Source organism: Massilia antarctica, assembly GCF_015689335.1.
Taxonomy (GTDB): Bacteria; Pseudomonadota; Gammaproteobacteria; order Burkholderiales; family Burkholderiaceae_D; genus Telluria_A; species Telluria_A antarctica.
In genome coordinates this window covers 1,239,647-1,254,474 of sequence record NZ_CP065053.1, presented here as the reverse complement: position 1 = coordinate 1,254,474, position 14,828 = coordinate 1,239,647, and the positions used below count along the sequence as shown (strand labels likewise).

14 protein-coding genes and 1 pseudogene are annotated in these 14,828 nt (G+C 62.4%); 7 read left to right on the top strand and 8 right to left on the bottom strand.

The window, feature by feature from the left end:
* The first annotated feature begins 46 nt into the window (after nucleotides 1–46).
* Entirely contained in the window at nucleotides 47–1,159 is a 1,113-nt protein-coding gene (locus tag IV454_RS05680; RefSeq protein WP_206090685.1) for an NADH:flavin oxidoreductase/NADH oxidase, read from the top strand.
* 8 nt (nucleotides 1,160–1,167) lie between these two features.
* Here IV454_RS05680 and IV454_RS05675 read toward each other — a convergent pair whose 3' ends face one another.
* The 5 genes from IV454_RS05675 to IV454_RS05655 all read right to left on the bottom strand — a co-directional run bounded on the left by IV454_RS05675 (nucleotide 1,168) and on the right by IV454_RS05655 (nucleotide 4,970).
* Nucleotides 1,168–1,974, bottom strand: a complete 807-nt coding sequence (locus IV454_RS05675) for a PEP-CTERM sorting domain-containing protein (protein WP_206090684.1) — start codon at nucleotides 1,972–1,974, stop codon at nucleotides 1,168–1,170.
* A complete protein-coding gene (locus tag IV454_RS05670; protein WP_206090683.1) occupies nucleotides 1,971–2,480 on the bottom strand; it encodes a hypothetical protein in 510 nt (169 codons plus the stop codon). The genes IV454_RS05675 and IV454_RS05670 overlap by 4 nt, the downstream gene beginning before the upstream one ends.
* Before the next feature lie 12 nt (nucleotides 2,481–2,492).
* Entirely contained in the window at nucleotides 2,493–3,098 is a 606-nt protein-coding gene (locus IV454_RS05665) for a hypothetical protein (protein ID WP_206090682.1), read from the bottom strand.
* 122 nt (nucleotides 3,099–3,220) lie between these two features.
* The gene (locus tag IV454_RS05660) at nucleotides 3,221–4,417 is read right to left on the bottom strand and encodes a globin domain-containing protein (RefSeq protein ID WP_206092567.1); all 1,197 of its coding nucleotides are present in this window, start codon (nucleotides 4,415–4,417) and stop codon (nucleotides 3,221–3,223) included.
* Between the two features lie 88 nt (nucleotides 4,418–4,505).
* Entirely contained in the window at nucleotides 4,506–4,970 is a 465-nt protein-coding gene (locus IV454_RS05655; protein WP_206090681.1) for an RrF2 family transcriptional regulator, read from the bottom strand.
* A gap of 152 nt (nucleotides 4,971–5,122) precedes the next feature.
* Between IV454_RS05655 and IV454_RS05650 the strand changes: the two genes are divergently transcribed.
* The 6 genes and pseudogenes from IV454_RS05650 (at nucleotide 5,123) to IV454_RS05625 (ending at nucleotide 11,728) form a co-directional block, all read left to right on the top strand.
* Complete coding sequence (locus IV454_RS05650; RefSeq protein WP_206090680.1) at nucleotides 5,123–6,028, top strand: DUF2167 domain-containing protein; 906 nt, start codon at nucleotides 5,123–5,125, stop codon at nucleotides 6,026–6,028.
* A 150-nt stretch (nucleotides 6,029–6,178) separates the two neighbouring features.
* Entirely contained in the window at nucleotides 6,179–7,651 is a 1,473-nt protein-coding gene (locus IV454_RS05645; protein ID WP_206090679.1) for an APC family permease, read from the top strand.
* A 122-nt stretch (nucleotides 7,652–7,773) separates the two neighbouring features.
* A pseudogene (locus IV454_RS05640) lies at nucleotides 7,774–9,132 on the top strand (IS4 family transposase).
* A gap of 170 nt (nucleotides 9,133–9,302) precedes the next feature.
* A complete protein-coding gene (locus IV454_RS05635; protein ID WP_206090678.1) occupies nucleotides 9,303–10,562 on the top strand; it encodes a hypothetical protein in 1,260 nt (419 codons plus the stop codon).
* Between the two features lie 52 nt (nucleotides 10,563–10,614).
* Entirely contained in the window at nucleotides 10,615–11,082 is a 468-nt protein-coding gene (locus IV454_RS05630) for a biotin/lipoyl-binding protein (protein WP_206090677.1), read from the top strand.
* A 286-nt stretch (nucleotides 11,083–11,368) separates the two neighbouring features.
* Nucleotides 11,369–11,728, top strand: coding sequence for an HlyD family secretion protein (locus IV454_RS05625; RefSeq protein WP_206090676.1), 360 nt, complete (start codon nucleotides 11,369–11,371; stop codon nucleotides 11,726–11,728).
* Nucleotides 11,729–11,812: 84 nt separating this feature from the next.
* Here the strand turns inward: IV454_RS05625 and IV454_RS05620 are convergent, their stop codons facing one another.
* The 3 genes from IV454_RS05620 to IV454_RS05610 form a co-directional block, all read right to left on the bottom strand.
* Nucleotides 11,813–12,835 (bottom strand): phospholipase C/P1 nuclease family protein, encoded by a 1,023-nt coding sequence (locus tag IV454_RS05620; RefSeq protein WP_206090675.1) that lies wholly within the window; start codon nucleotides 12,833–12,835, stop codon nucleotides 11,813–11,815.
* Nucleotides 12,836–12,923: 88 nt separating this feature from the next.
* Nucleotides 12,924–13,457, bottom strand: coding sequence for a hypothetical protein (locus tag IV454_RS05615; RefSeq protein WP_206090674.1), 534 nt, complete (start codon nucleotides 13,455–13,457; stop codon nucleotides 12,924–12,926).
* Nucleotides 13,454–14,827, bottom strand: coding sequence for a peptidylprolyl isomerase (locus tag IV454_RS05610; RefSeq protein WP_206090673.1), 1,374 nt, complete (start codon nucleotides 14,825–14,827; stop codon nucleotides 13,454–13,456). The genes IV454_RS05615 and IV454_RS05610 overlap by 4 nt, the downstream gene beginning before the upstream one ends.
* Nucleotide 14,828 lies beyond the last annotated feature (1 nt).

Here is a 14,828-nt window from a genome sequence, read left to right as displayed (position 1 = left end):
TGGCTTGCCCCGTATCGTTTTTTGCATAAACGTCACAGGGCAGTTCATGAGTACCTTGTTCACACCTTTCAGCATGGGGCCGCTGACCCTGGCCAACCGCATCGCGATCGCGCCGATGTGCCAATACAGCGCCGACGAAGGCATGGCCAGCGACTGGCACATGATCCATCTGGGCCACCTGGCCTTGTCCGGGGCGGCCCTGCTGTTCCTGGAGGCGACCGCGGTGTCGCCCGAAGGACGCATTTCTCCCAAAGACCTTGGCATCTGGTCCGACGACCATGCCGCCGCACTGGCGCCCATCGTGGCCGCCATGCGCCGCTACGCGCCGATCCGGCTCGCCATCCAGCTCGCGCACGCGGGCCGCAAGGCGTCCTCCATGGTGCCGTGGGAAGGCGGCACGAATATCGCCATCGGTGACGGTGGCTGGCAGACGGTGGCGCCATCGCCGCTGCCGCATGCGGACGGCGAGACGGTGCCTCTGGAGCTCGACGACGACGGCCTGGCGCGCGTGCGCGACGCGTTTGTGGCGGCGGCCCGACGCAGCCATGCGCTTGGCCTGGACGCGATCGAACTGCACGCGGCGCACGGCTATCTGCTGCATCAATTTTTGTCGCCGTTGTCGAACCAGCGCGGCGACCAGTACGGCGGCGCGCTGGAAAACCGCATGCGCTTTCCGCTGGAAGTGTTCGCGGCCGTGCGCGCGGCGGTGCCGGCATCGATGGCGGTGGGCGTGCGCATTTCGGCCACCGACTGGGTCGATGGCGGATGGGATGTGGAACAGAGCCTGCGCTTTTCGCAGGAGCTCAGCGCCGCCGGCGCCGACTTCATTCATGTGTCGAGCGGCGGCATTTCGCCGCTGCAGAAAATTCCGGTGGGGCCGTCCTACCAGATCGGCTTTGCGGCGCGCATCCGCGAGGAGACCGGCATGCCGACCATCGGCGTGGGCATGATCACCGAGGCCCGGCAGGCCGAAGACATCGTCGCGTGCGGCGACGCCGACGTGGTGGCGCTGGCGCGCGCGATGCTGTTCGATCCGCGCTGGCCATGGCATGCCGCCGCGCAGCTGGGCGCCCAGGTGGAAGCGCCACCCCAGTACTGGCGCTCGCAGCCGCGCGAGTACAAGGACCTGTTCGGCCCGACCACGCTCGGGCAGCGCTAGAGTTCAGCTCAGGCGGCGCTGGCCTGGCGGCGTCGACGGCGCGCCGCAGCCCCCACCACCAGCGCGCCCAGTCCCAGCATGGCGTAAGTCTCCGGCTCCGGCACCGGCGTCGTGGTGTAGTAGTCGACGTTGGTCGCGGTGCTGACGGACATATAGATCGTCCTGGCGGCCTCGGTGTTGTTATCGAAGAAGAGCGAAAAATCCTGGCTGCGGGTGCCATAGGTCCCGGTAAATTGGCCGCTTTGGAAGTCTACCGACTGGTAGGTGCCGTTAAAACCCACGGTAACGGCCGCGCTGCTGAAAGTGCGGTTCTCGGCGCTTTGATACCACTCGCTGATCCGGAGCTCGGCAAGGCCGCTGTAGATCAGGCGCGTGTGGGCAGCCACGCTCAGGCCGATCATCTGGTTGGCGTTGCCGGTAACGCGGGCGTTGCCGAGCTGGTCGCCATCGGCGTAGATCTCGCTGTTCGCTTTTCCCCACGTACCGGTGCTGGCGTTGACGTTCGCGCCGGTGTGGTACAGGTAGGCATTGGCGTTGCTGCCGTTGAGGTTTGGTACGTCCCTGCGCTGGTCCCAGGCGGTGCCGATCATGTCGATACTGGCCGACACATTGCTGGACTGGGCGGACGCGGCGAAGGTGTAGCCTGCGGCCTTGCCGTCGTGCGGGGTCAGGTCGATCACGATCAGCTGGGAATTCTTCAGCGTGGCGCGTACGCTCGCACCGGCCGGGTCGACGGCGGCGTTGGCGCTTGCCAAGGTGAGCGACATGGTGAGCAGGGCGGCACTGATCCTGGTGATGCGGTGAAGTTGTGTCATTGGTGGTCTCCGGGTGGGTGAGGGGCATGGCGTGGCGGCTGGCGGATCTCTGCAAACCGTTTGCCGTTGAACTGGTAGTAGTGGGTGCCGCCGCCTTGTTCGTTACGGGCTCCGTGAACGATGAGCAGGCGGCTGTGAAGTTTGTATTCCAGATGGTCGTCGACGTCCGCATCCCAGCAGCACACGGTGAAGGGCAGCCAGGTGACCGCCCCCGTTTTGGCGTCGATGGCGGCGGACATCGTGCACGACGCGCCGCAGCCCCAGGTGGCCAGCACATAGCGGCCGGCGAAGTCCGGTTTCTCGGTAGCGGCGTCACGCAGGCGGGTCGCGTAATTGCGGCTGTGCGCGTCCGCCAGCAGCGGCTGTGCGCCGCGGCCCTGATAGATGGCGGGGGCAGGGTAATCCGCGAAGCGCGGCGCGGCGCCAGCCGTTAGCGGCAAGGCGGCCAGCAGCGCTGCCAGGGCCGCGTGCGCGCGCAGGATACATCCCGGGGATATGTCGACCATGCGTTCGCCCTGTCAGGTGACGCCGTTGTCGATGCAGCCCATCCAGCCTTGCGCCATGCCGCGTATCCATACCTGATCGCCGAAACGCACTGTCGTTACCGCTTCGCCGGCAAACGGGGCGTGGCCGTATGGTCCCGCATCGCCGATTGATAGCGCGCCATGGGCCGAGTAAATGAGCTGTGAGTGCGGGGCGATGCTCAAGAACATGCTCTGGGTAACGTTGCCGTCAGCGAAGCCGACATCACCGGCGCTGTCATACAGTCGCGCGTCGGTGTGCAAGCTGCCCCACGTCGTGGCGCTGCTGGCAGTGGTCGACCCGCAGTAGGCTATCGCGGCGCTGACAGGATCAAAACCAGGGGTGTCGGCGTCGTTTTTGGTATTGATTGAAGCCGAAGGGAACGTCTTATTGGCATCCAGGCTGGTATAGCTGGAGCGGGGTTGCGTATAGCCCGCGGCGTTTCCATCGTCCGGCGTCAGGTCGATGACGGTCAGCCTGGAGTTGCTGATTGAAGCTGTGGCGGTGATACCCGGTGTCACTTGAGCGGCGTGTGCTGCCAGTGACAACATGGGAAGCCCTAGCAGGGCGGCGGCGGTCGCCCTGCGGAATCGTTGTGCCATCAATTTCTTTCATATAGGGAGACGCGGACACGCCGGCAACTGCGCTGGCGTGTCCGTTATCATAATTCCTATATTGCATTGATGGCAGTAACTTTTTTGTAACCGATGCAAGTCCGCGCGACTTACAACAGATGATCGAGCATGTCCGGCCCGAACACTTCGCGGTGCAGGCGGGTCACCGGCACCCCGGCGCCGACCAGCGCCAGCCATTGTGCCTGCATGAAGGGCAGCGGGCCGCACATATAGACATTGGCTTCGCTACGCGGCCAGGCCGGCAGCCGCGCCACGTCCATCCATCCCGGCAAGACACCGCAGTCGTGAGCGCTTACTTCCTCGTAGAACGTGATCAGCTGCAAGTGCGGCATGGCCTTGTGCGCGGCGGCCATGTCAAGCTGGTGCGCGTGATGCGCGGCATTGCGGGCGGCGTGCGCAAAGATCACGCGGCGCTGCGGATTGACTTGGGCAATGCGTTTAAGCGCCGCGATCATCGGCGTGATGCCGACCCCGGCCGACAGCAGCACCACCGGCTCGTCCGATTCCGATTCCGGGGCGAAGTCGCCGAACGGTGGCGACACCTGCAGCACGCTGCCCACGCGCACGTTGTCGTGAATCCAGTTCGACACTTCCCCCGCCGGCGTGCCGGCCCCGGCCGCTTCGCGCTTGACCGAGATGCGCAGGCTGTCCGGCTGGGTCGTGTCCGACAGGCTGTATTGGCGAATCTGGCGGTGTCCGTCGGCAAAGTCGACCTGCACGCTCAGGTACTGCCCCGGCTTGCTCGTTGCTACCGGCGCGCCGTCTTCCGGGCTCATGCGGATCGACACCACGTCCGCGCTCTCCTGCGTCACCTCGGTCACGCGCATGGCGCGGCGCTGGCCCGGGGTGATGCCGGCCTTGGCGTACATGGCGCGCTCGGCCTCGATGAACAAGGTGGCCAGCGCGTGATAGGCCTCGTCCCAGGCCGCCAGCAGCGGTGGCGTGGCCGCATCGCCCAGGGTGCTGGCGATGGCGCCGAGCAGGTGGCGCCCCACGATCGGATAATGTTCGGCGCGAATGCCGATCGACACGTGCTTGTGGACGATGCGCTCGATCACCGGCGCCAGTGCGCTTGGGTCGCCGATATTGGCGGCGTAGGCGAACACGGCCGAAGCGAGCGACTGCTGCTGGGCGCCGGTCGCCTGGTTACCCATATTGAACAGATTGCTCAGCTCGGGATGCGCGGCGAACATGGTGCGATAAAACGTGGTGGTGATGGCCACGCCATGCTCGCGCAGGACGGGAACGCTGGCGTCGATGTAGGGACGGGAAGCTGCAGAAATCATCATTAACCTTTCAATATGTTGCATATTAAATGCAACTTTAATGTCGTAAAAAAGACGCGTAGCGACGCGTCCGTGCCAACAAGCGGTGTCAGGCAGCGATGCCCTTGCCCTGGTCGAGGAACATCCTGTGCATGAGCACGATCTTCTCCCCCGTGTTGCCATGCGTGATATGGGCCAGGGTGACCTTGTCCATGGCGCCGTAAAAAGCCTCCATCCCGGTCTTGAGGGCGGCGCGCAGCTGGCAGTCGCCGCTCAGGCGGCAACCGCTGCCTTCGCAGTCGACCAATTCGCTGTCGCCTTCGAGCGCGCGCAGTACCGTGCCGATGGACAGGGTGGCGGCGTCGGCGCCCAGGCGCAGCCCACCGTTGCGTCCGCGGGTGGCGCTGACCCAGCCGCCGCGCGCCAGATGGCCCACCACCTTGACCAGATGGTTGACTGGCAACTCGAACTGGGAGGCGACCTCGGCCACCGTCACCGGCACGCGCCGCTCCCCCGCACGCGCCAGGTAAATCAGGACGCGCAGGCCAATATCGGTAAAACGGGTAAGGCGCATGGAGACTCCGGGTGAGAACACGTGCATTCTAGCAAAGGTGCATATTGGATGCATGTTTAAATGTGGTGCAGTGTTGTTTTTGTGAAATAATTATTCTCCTCACAACAATTTCCACGTAAAATGTGCTGCCCATATTTACAGATGAGAATGCCATGTTCAAACACCTTTCCCTGGCCCTGTTCCTGCTGGCGCTCGGCTGCATGACCGGCGCCCACGCCCAGGCGCCGGGTGCCGACAAGGCCGTCAGCGCCGAGCAGTTCGCCGCCTCGCTCACCCCGCAAAGCGGCAAGATCGACCTGCCCGGCGGACTGGCCACCCTGAACCTGCCCGACAGCTTCCGTTATCTCACGCCGGCGGACGCCGAGCGCGTGCTGGTGCAGGCCTGGGGCAATCCGCCCGGCCACAAAAGCCTGGGCATGATCGTGCCGGCCAGCGGCGTGATGGGCAAGGATGGCTGGGGCGTGATCATCACCTACGAAGACGACGGCCATGTGAAGGATAGCGACGCCGACACCATCAAGTACGACGAGCTGCTCAAGGATATGCAGGAAGCGGTGCTGGAGGGTAACAAGGAGCGCAAGACCCAGGGTTATGCGGCGATGCAGCTGGTCGGCTGGGCCGAGAAGCCTAGCTACGAAAAAAATACGCACAAGATGTTCTGGGCTAAGGAATTGTCGATCACGGGCGAGGCCGAACATAGCCTCAACTACAACATCCGCGTGCTCGGCCGCAAGGGCGTGCTGGTGCTCAATGCGATCGCCACCATGGACCAGATCGCCAGCATCCGCCAGGAAATGAGCAAGGTCACCGCCTTCAGCGACTTCACGCCGGGCAACCGCTACGCCGACTACAACCCCGCCACCGACAAGATGGCCGAATACGGCCTCGCAGCCCTGGTCGCCGGCGGTGTCGCCTCCAAGCTCGGCCTGTTCGGCAAACTGCTGGCCTTGCTGCTCGCCTTCAAGAAGCTGATCATCATCGCCGTCGGTGGGGCTGGCATGGCAGTCGTCAACTTTTTCCGTGGCAAGCGCGACGACAAAGTCGATCTCAGCAAGTGAGGCGGCGGCCTGTCCGCGCTGCGGGGTGGAAGGGCCGTTGTCAGTCTGACTCACCCCGTTTTTCGCGTGCAAAAGATGTGTATAAGTAAATGGCAATAGCCCCTATAATCGCTGCTGCCATTCATCTAGCGCGACAAAAGGGACGAATCCGTGAATCAAACTCTGGGCCAGAAGCTGTTCCGCATCAAACCTGCCGGTAGCACGACCAACCCCCCGCCCGGGCACGCAGGAACGGGCCTGGCGCGCACCATGGGATTGTTCCCGCTGACCATGATCGGCGTGGGCGCCACCATCGGCACCGGCATTTTCTTTACCATGGTCGAGGCAGTGCCCAAGGCCGGTCCTTCGGTCGTGCTGTCGTTCCTGCTGGCCGCGCTCACCGCCGGTCTGACCGCGCTGTGCTACGCCGAACTGTCGTTCCGCATTCCGGCGTCCGGCTCGTCCTACTCGTTCGCCTACGCCACGGTGGGCGAATTCGCCGCCTTCATCATGGCCGCCTGCCTGCTGCTCGAATACGGGCTGGCGGCGAGCGCCACCGCCATCGGCTGGTCGGCCTATCTGAACAACTTCCTCACCAACGCCTTCGGCTGGCAGATACCGGAGTTGCTGCGCACGCCGATGATCGTCTCGGGGCCGAACGGGATGGAAATCCATGGCGGGCACATCAACCTGCCGCCGATCTTGCTGGTCATCATGTGCTGCGTGCTGCTGATCCGCGGCACCAAGGAATCGGCCACCACCAATGCCATCATGGTGCTGGTCAAGCTGGCGATCCTGGTGTTTTTCGTGGTGATCGCGTTTTCCGGCTTCGACATCAATAACTTCAAGCCTTTCTTCAACACCGACACCAGCAAGGGTTTTGCCGGCATGGCCGGGGTGACGGCCGCCGCCGGCACGGTATTTTTCTCCTTCATCGGCTTGGACACGGTGGCCACGGCCGGCGAAGAAGTGCGCAACCCGACCCGCAACGTGCCGATCGGCATCCTGGCGGCGCTCGGCATCGTCACCGTGTTCTACATGCTGGTGGCGGTCGCCGCGCTCGGCGCCCAGCCCGCCAAGATGTTCGAAGGCCAGGAAGCAGGCCTGGCGGTGATTCTGCAAAACGTGACCGGCAAGACCTGGCCGGCGCTGATCCTGTCGGCCGGCGCCGTCATTTCGGTGTTCAGCGTGACCCTGGTGACGATCTATGGGCAGACGCGGATCTTGTACGCGATCAGCAAGGATGGCTTGATTCCGCAAACGTTCCAGAAAGTCAGCCCGCGCACCCAGTCACCGGTCAGCAATACCCTGATCGTGTGCATGGTGGTGGGGCTGGTGGCGGGCTTCGTCGACTCGACCTATTTGTGGGACATGGTCAGCATGGGCACCTTGACGGCGTTCATCGTGGTGTCGGTGGCGGTGCCGGTGATGCGCAAGAAGATGGGTGAATCCCTGGTCAAGGGCTTCCGCGTGCCGTTCGGCCCGTACGTGGTGCCGGGCCTGAGCATCTGCGCCTGCCTGTACATCATGAAAGACTTATCCAAGACCACGTTCACCGTGTTCGCGATCTGGATGAGCGTGGCGGTGCTGACCTATTTTGGCTACAGCATCCGCCACTCCCGCCTGAACGGCAACGCCGTATAAGGCACCTCGTTATACACAAGTCTTGCGCGCGGTGCAGACCGTGCTGAAAACCTGTTTACATTCAATGGCTTAACGCGCCGATTGTAAACTCGCCGCGTTTCAGGTTTACTCTCGCCTTTTGCGTGGACGAATTGGCGACAGGACCTGCACCTTGGACCGAGACGGAATTTGAACAACTCGACCTGGGCGATGCGCGCCTGAACAAATGAGCGAGGATCTTGATGGAGCGATTTGCGGCTGACCCGACGGCGAGCGTGCCGAAGGCGTGTCAGGGCTGGGGCGAGACGATGGCGGCGTACCGTTTCTTCGACAACGACAGCGTCGACTGGCAGGCGATCATGGCGCCGCACTGGCAGCAGACGCAGCAACGCATGGCCGCGCTGCCGGTTGTGCTGTGCCTGCAGGACACGACCGAACTGGACTTCAACGGCCAAGGCGCGTTCGGCCTCGGCCCGTTGAGTTACGAAGCCCAGCGCGGCATGTACCTGCACCCGACCTATGCAGTCACGCCTGCGCGCGAGCCGCTGGGCATCATCGACGCGTGGATGTGGGCGCGCGAAAAGAAGGACAAATCCGGTGCGCGCGGCGGGCCGAAGGAGAGTTTGCGCTGGATCGAGGGCTACGAGCGGATCGCGGAGGTGGCGGCGCAGTTGCCCGGCACACGGCTGGTGTATGTGGCCGACCGCGAGGCCGATCTGGTGCCGTTGATGCTGCGCGCCCAGGAACTGGCCACGCCGGCCGACTGGCTGGTGCGCGCCAAGCACAACCGCTGCCTGCCCGACGGCGAGAAGCTGTGGCAGCACACGAGTGCGGGCGCGCCGATCGGCGAGCTGACGTTCGCGATGGCCGCGCGGCACGGGGTGAAGGCGCGCACCGTGCGCCAGCAACTGTGGGCACGCACGGTCGCCCTGCCTGCGGGCAAAGGAAAGAGCGTCCTCGCCACGTGCGTGATCGCGCGCGAGATCGACGCGCCGGACGGCGTCAAACCAATCGAGTGGCGCTTGCTGACCAACCGCAAGGCCGCCACGCCCGAGGCGCTCGTCGAGCTGATCGACTGGTACCGCGCGCGATGGGAAATCGAGATGCTGTTCGACGTGCTCAAGAACGCCTGCCGCGTCGAGGCGCTGCAACTGGGCTCGATCACGCAGCTTGAACGGGCCTTGGCGCTGTTCATGGTGGTGGCGTGGCGCATCGCCCACCTGATGCGCTTGGGCAGGACCTGTCCGGATTTGGATGCGGAACTGTTCTTCGACCCGGACGAGATTCAAGCAGCCTACCTGCTGCGCAAAAAGACGCCGCCGGAGAAGCCGCGTCTGAACGACGTTCTGCGCCAGATCGCCTGCATCGGCGGTTTCCTCGCCCGCAAGAGCGATGGCGAGCCCGGCGTCAAGACGATCTGGCTCGGACTGAAGGATGTTCACGTGGCGGTCGAAACGATACGCGCGCTACGGGGAATTGGCGCGCTGAACACTTGTGTATAACGAGGTGGGGTGAAGGTGGCCCGCACTGGCGTGAATTCACCAAGTTCGTAATGTCAACAGAGTAAGCTTGCGTCCTCAGCCGAAGCATAAGGCGCAGTGGCTGGTGAAGCCAGCCACTTTCCAAAATACCGTATTGACGGTACTACATATGCTGTTAGAAACTACCGAATATGCGATTTTTGAGACTTAAAGAGAAATTTTCCGTTCTCGGACGCTTGGCTTTGCTCGCGACGTGTATCGCCATTCCTGTGCCGACTTACGCTAATGGCGAACTTCTGATATCGGAGGGACCGGCCGGCCAAATACGTATCGAGGTAGCAGGAAGTGCGCTTGACACCGCGTGCGCGGCAAAAAATGGGCAGCTTTTTTCTGAGCGACTCGGAATTAAAAAATTAAACGATGGAGTATATCTTCAACCCCTGAATTCGGTTGTCGAGGATGATGCTAACTATCTTAAAGCGGCGCGGATGGGAGGTGGTGTTTATATGCATCTCCCGTATTTTGTTCCGGCTGGAAAATGCAAGGATGCCATCTTCGAGGTGCGCGCGCGTCGGATACTCTGGAATGGAAAATGGTATAACGGGGCAATAAAAATTTCGGTCGGAGAAGTGCGCCAAAAATCCATATTTTTTACTAACGAAGATGCACCTCAAGTGAAGGGCGCAAGCTATTTTGATGCGTCTATCCCGGCAGCTACGCGGGTGCGGCTAGAAGCTGATTTTTCACGGATAGTCGATTTTTATCAGGATGTCCTGGGCGTTTATCCGTTGGACGATATTGGTATCGTAGTGGCGATCGTGCGCAACCACGGAGGCTATTCTGGTTTCGGCGGCGATTCGCTCAACATCATACGAATTAGCTACGATAATCCAACCCTGAAAGATCTTGCGACGTTTGACTGGGTAATTACTGCGACCTTTACCCATGAGTTAGCACATAAACTTCAAAGCGAGCGCATTTTTCTCAATCCGTTAGGGCGCCAAATTGCTGAAGGAAGTGCGGACTTTATAAAAATCGTAATCTTGCGTAACGCCGGGCTTATTGACGAAGCGGAAGCGAAACGGCGTATCCTGTCGAGCGCGGCCAAGTGCGCTGCACTGGCGGATTCACGCTCCCTTGTTGAGAAGGTGCGGAGCGGCGGAGTTAATTATCGGGAGCCGTATGATTGCGGTATGGTGTATTACTTCGTTTCCTATTATTCCTCCGGGTATTCGGGAACGGAATACCTTCAGGTTTTACAGCGCGCTTTGTCCGGCGATGTCGATTACTCACAGGAAAAAGCATCGATGTGCATGCTTTTCGAGCCGGAATGCTCGAATAATCGGCTTAAGGGGATTGTTGGAAATAAGGAACAATATCTCCAGCAGATCGACTGGTTGGCTGCTCAACTCGACGCACGCCCGTTCCCCTCGCTCGAGCGGCGAAAATAGTGCAATAACCGATTGCTCCGGTAATTCTTTATATGTTGAAAACTGGTAAAATATGGGACTTTTTCGCGCTGAAGTAATTGAAAATGCTCGGGTCCGCCAATATGGTAGCGTACTTTTAAATCGCCCTGTTTCGTACGCTGCGCTGACCCTATTTTTCTCAACGATTATCGTTTTGCTAGTTCTTTTTTTTGTATTTTCCAGTTATACCCGCAAGGTCCAACTTGCCGGAGTGCTGCTACCGACATCGGGTTTGGTTCGTGTAGTGTCGTCTCAAGGAGGGATTTTAGCGGAACAGCTCGTTTCCGAAGGCCAGTTGGTTAAAGCTGGCCAACAGCTTTTTATCTTAACGAACGATAGATCGATGGAATCGAGTGGCGGTGCTGGAAAACTCATCTCTTCGCTATTGCAGGCGAGACGCGAAAGTCTTATTCTTGAGCGAGCCCAAGTAACCAAACAATTCACTCAAAGCCATATCGTTATACACATTTTTTTCATGAGCAAAATCAATGACTTGCAGTGATTTTGCTTGGGTCGCCGCCGGCACGAGCGGGCGCAGAAGTGGTGGGTTTGATACCCAGCGCCTACGATTTTGCCCAAATTTTAAGCAAATTTCCACGGAAATCGCCGCTCCGTGCTCAAGTAGCGCTGGGGAGAAAAAGATGTGTATAACGATATGACTCAAAGCGTAGCTGCCGCTACTCGCCGATTGGGAATTCAATATCGAGTTTAACAGAGCGCAAGGTCAAATTTCACTGCAACGCAAGCGCATACTTATTTCGGAAGAAGCGTTTCAACGGTTCAGTTCGTTGAGGCAACAAAATGTTGTATCGGCCGCGCAGGTGCAGGACAAGCAAGGCGAACTCCTCGATCAGCAACAACGGCTTACGGAGCTTGAGCGAGTGGCGGCCAATGCGCGTCGCGATACTTTCGCAATCAACGCAGAGCTCGAAGATCTGCATGTTCAAGCGCAGCGGGATCGAGAAGTTATCACTCGCACTATCTCAACGATCGAACAAGATATCGCCGAGAACGAAGTGAATCGAAGGCTGGTGATTCTTGCCCCTCAAGATGGCATAGTCTCTGGAAATTGTAAATTGCGCTGCCTAGCAAACGATCACTTTTACGTTTCGCATAAAGTTCGATTACCGGCGCTGGTTCAGATCTGATACATGTGCCATGCTATGCTAGTCATGGAACGGTCGCATGCCCGGTTACAGAATCAGATCTGACCACGGATATTACCCTTGCCGCTACAGGGCCAGCCGCACCGCAGCCCGGTCCAGCACGCGCACCACCATGGCAATCGCATGCGGCACCATCTTTTTGGCCACGCCGCGCCGCACCGCATGATCGGTCGACGACATTACCGCGCCCCCATATTTATACGAATACGTGCCGCCCTGCGTGAGCAGCGGCCGGATGTCGGTCGCGTTATTGGCCAGCGGCGCAAAATCGTTCAGCGCCGCCAGCACCAGCGCCGGGTCGTTCAGTTTCTCGGTATCGTAATAGTCGCCGACCCAGCCTTCCCAGCCGGAATGGTTGTGGCCGAGGACGTTGAAGGTATGGTGCGGCTGCAGCAAATCGGTCGAATGCAAGGTAAATCCCAAGGATTGCGCCGACGGCGCCTGCAGGAAGCGCGTCCAGAAATGCTGGGCCAGGTTGTCGATTGGCTGGAACGGGAACTGCTGGTAATCCTGGTACATGCTGGCGGTCGAATAGCCGCCCTGGCGGTAGTGCGCTTCCGTCACGCCGAAGCTGTTGTACTTGCTGGAATCGCCGAACCAGCCGCCCAGCCCGCTGGCGCCATCGTCCAGGTAATCGTTGACCAGCCACACCGCCGCCAGCTTGTCGATGTCGCCCGGATTGCCCAGCTTGGCGTAGTGGTAGCCGCCGAAGTCGTTGCCGTGCACGTCGGCGCCGGCCGTGTGGTTCTGGAAGTGCCAGAACGAGGTGTAGCGCGCCAGCCCGGAACCCAGGCCCCACAGCGGCGAACCCTGGCAGTTGCCCGTGGTCGCGCCGCAGATGTAGGTATCCTCGAAATAGTCGACGTCGTGCGCGCCCTGCCCGATGGCGGCGGCAAACTGCTCCATCGTGTAGCCGGCCCGCGTCACGCCAGCGACCAGGGTCGCGTAGCGGGTCTGGTCGGGATGCGCTTTCATGAATTCGACGGCGTCGAGCACGATGCGGCGGTGCGTTTCGGTATCCCATGCCTTGGCGGGCAGGCACGCGAGCAGGGCGAATGCGACGGGGGCGAGCTTGACTACTGCTTTCATCTGGTCTCCTTGATTAGAATGTTTTACGGACAGCGCGAAGGCGATGCCCGGCCGGCTTTGCTGCATTGTCACGACCGCATGCGCGGCCTCATTTCCCGATGGCGGGATGATCTTTCAACAGCTGCGCGCGCATGCTTTCCAGCCCGCGCGCCTTCTCTTCCGCCTTGGCGATCTTGTCGGCGGCGATGCCCATCGAGCGCCCGCGCGCGATGTCCTCGCGCAGGCGCGGTAATTCCTCGTCCACCGCCTTGACGTAGGCGGCCATCACCTGCGCGTTCTGGCGAGCTTCGAATGCCTGGTAAGCCTTCGGGTCGGCCAGTTCCTCGGCCGTGGGACCTACGCGCGCGGGCACGTCGACGGCAATCGGCGGCGCTTCCGGGTCGCCGTAGGCGCGCGTTTGCGCCATGCTGCGCGCGGCCGACAGCGGCGCCTGCGCAGCCGCTGCGCCCTGGCCGGCCGGGGGCCAGGCGTCCAGCCAGGGCCGGCCGGCAACCGGCGCCGGCGTGCTGGCCGTGGCGTGAGCGGTGTTCGCAGCGGGCGGCACGTCGTCCTGCGGCCACGCCAGCCAGAGCGCAGCGCCGACCAGTGCCGCGCCGGCCAGCGCCAGCAGTGCCGGCCTCATGGCGCACCCGTGGCGGCGTCCGCCTTCTCGTCGAGCAGCTTGCGGTTGACGGCGACCGTGGCCGCGCGCACCAGCTTGCTGCGCGCGGCGGCAAATTCGGCCCGCGCGCGCTCGTGGGCAATCGCCTTGCGCGCCATGTAGCGCACCGTTTCCGAGTCGGGCGGGTGATAGCCCTCGACCCGCTTGTCGACCAGTACGATGTCCCAGCTGGCCTGCGCCCCCGGTCCTACCGGCGCGCGGAACGGGCTCGACACCTTGCCCTCGGGCTGGAGCAGCGCCAGCGCCGACAGCCAGTCCGGGTCGTCGGTCTGCATCACCCAGCCCAAGTCGCCGCCACGGACAGCGTCCGGTGCCGTCGAATGGCGCCGCGCCAGCAGGCCGAAGTCCTTGCCGGCCGCCGCCTCGGCCGCGATCCGGGTCGCCAGCGCTTCGCTGTCGACCCGGATATGGCGCGCGCGCACTTTTTCGGTACGGCGGAACTGGTCCTTGTGCGCCGTGTAGTAGGCGCCGATCTCGGCCTGCGTCACCTGGCGCGCCAGCGCCGCTTGCAGGGTACTGTGCGCCTCGGCGCCCTCGGCCAGCCCGTACTGGCGCATCGCGCCGCGCACCGCTTCCTGCTCGTCCAGGGCCTGGCGCAAGTCGGCCAGCGCCTGGGCGCCGAACTTGTGCTGCGCCCAGGCCAGCACGAACAGGCCCGCCACCCGCAGGCGCGCCTGCTGATAGATGAAGTCGGCCTTGCGGTTGAAGAAGTCCATGCGGCCCTGCACGTTCTGGCGCTGGTACACATCGCGCAAGCTCAGGGTCACCGCTGGCGCGCTGCCCAAGCGCAAGCGCAGCAGCGGAGTCTGGCCGGCCAGCGCGGCCTGTTCCGCGCTGAAGTCGTGACCCAGGCGCAGCGCGCCCGGTGCGCCGAACAGACGGTCGAGCTGCGCCGGCGCCAGCGGGAAGGTCGCTTCGATCACGCCGGCCAGGGTGGCGCCGGGCAGCGCGCGCAGGGCCGCTTCCAGTTCCTTGGCGTACATGCTGCGCAGCAGGCCCACCAGGCGGTCGTCCACCCCCACCTCGGGTGCGAAGCCGACCGTGCTGGCGGGATAGAGCTGGGCGGCGCTGAAGCGTGCGTGCGACCAGCCGGCCTGCAGGCGATCAGCCACGATGTCGGCCAGCACGGCATCGGCGGACGGGCGGCCGGGCTGGTCGCGCGCCTGGTGCTGCAAGGCGCGCAAGGTCAGCGCGTGCACGGGCGCGCCGTTGATGTGGGCGGCGACGGTGGCATCGTCGAGCGCGCCGTGCGCGGCATGTGCAGGACCAAGGATGCTGGCCAGGACCAGCAGGGCGGCCAGGAGGCGGGGTGTGGGAGCGATGATTGTCATG